General features: G+C 44.7%; 1 protein-coding gene. It reads right to left on the bottom strand.

Going from position 1 to position 1743, the window contains the following annotated elements; genetic code table 11:
• Positions 1-1743 (bottom strand): CLIPPER-2 domain-containing protein (locus B879_RS20645; protein WP_040401507.1); only part of this gene is annotated, 1743 nt, incomplete at both ends.

Here is a 1743-nt window from a genome sequence, read left to right as displayed (position 1 = left end):
TTACCATTGTTGGTCACTGTCAAAGTGTACACAATTTCCTCACCTGCCGCAGTCACAGAAGTTTTGTCTGCAGTTTTGCTTAGGCTAAGTGATCCATTCTGCTGTACATCAACGGTAACCCCATCTTCTGCTGCAGTATCCTCTCCATTTGGATCGGTACCGCTTACAGTGGCTACGTTGACAATGCTTCCGGCATCCATATCAGCTAGTGTCACTGTGTAGGTCACTGTTACAGTGGCGCTCTCACCTGGGGCCAGATTGCCTACATTCTCGTTCACATTGACCTTGTCATCCTCGATGGTCACATCCTCGATGGTCACGTTTCCATTATTGGTCACTGTCAAAGTGTACACAATTTCCTCACCTGCCGCAGTCACAGAAGTCTTGTCTGCCGTTTTGCTCAGGCTCAAAGAACCATTCTGCTCCACATCAACGGTAACCCCATCTTCTGCTGCAGTATCCTCTCCATTTGGATCGGTACCGCTTACAGTGGCTACGTTGACAATGCTTCCAGCATCCATATCCGCCTGAGATACTATATAAGTTACAGTAATTGTCTGACTTGCACCTGGAGCTAATGTGCCCACATTCTCGTTTACATCCACTTTGGTATCGACAACAGATACATTATCAATTGTCACATTACCGTTATTGGTCACTGTCAAAGTGTACACAATTTCCTCACCTGCCGCAGTCACAGAAGTCTTGTCTGCAGTTTTGCTCAGGCTCAAAGATGGATTCTGCGCCACATTGACCACTTCATTATCCTCAGTAGCAGTATCATTTCCTTCAGGGTCTTGACCAACTGCTCCTGCAATATTCTCAATGATGCCTCGATCGATATCCTCCTGGGTCACTTCATATGGAATCTCCACTGAAATACTTTCTCCGGGAGCAAGACTTCCAACATTCCTGCTGAAGTTTACCTTATCATCATTTTTAATAATTCCTCCGATGGTAACATTACCAGTATTGGTTACCGTGATGGTATATACAATCACATCTCCGGCAGCATTTACCGTGCTAACATCAGCCGTCTTGTTCATGCTCAGACTTGGCAATCTCTCAAATAACTGCGTATCAGAATCCGTTGCAGTAACTTCACCACTGTACTGACCTGTCACTGTAGCCGTATTGGTAAAGCTTCCATCATCAATATCTTCCTGGGTCAAGGTGTAAACTGCCGTAAAGGTATTTCCATCTGTTGCTCCAGGGGCAAGAGAGGCAAGAGGTCCTCCGCTAACATCCACTAATGGATCCGTCACGATAATGTCTCTCAAGGTCACATTGCCTGTATTTGTTATTGTAAAGGTATAGGTAATCTGATCACCTGCATCTGCCCTACCATTTCCATTGACATCAACAAACTCACCTTTCTTCTCCAACTCAATACCAGCTGCTGCTGCCTCAGGAGTGATGGTCTCTGTATCTGTATTGGTAACTGTAGCGCCGTTTACACCAGTAGCTGTTGCCGTTGCCAAATTAATAATGGCTGTTCCGGCATCAATATCATCCTGGGTTACGACATAGGTAGCTGTGAAAGTTACTGACTGTCCAGGAGCAATATTATTAATGTTATCACTTGTGGTCAGGTCACTTAAATTACCTGTTCCAGGATGATTGTCCTCAACTGAAACATTGTTGATGGTAATATTCCCTGTATTGGTCACCACATAGGTGTAAAGGATTACATCTCCTTCTTGAATGCCAGCTGTTTTGTCAGCCCTTTTGTCAATACTAATT

Origin of the sequence: Cecembia lonarensis LW9, from assembly GCF_000298295.1 — a bacterium.
Taxonomy (GTDB): domain Bacteria; phylum Bacteroidota; class Bacteroidia; order Cytophagales; family Cyclobacteriaceae; genus Cecembia; species Cecembia lonarensis.
Note: the sequence above shows the minus strand (reverse complement) of the source record. Positions and strands in the feature narration are given on the sequence as shown.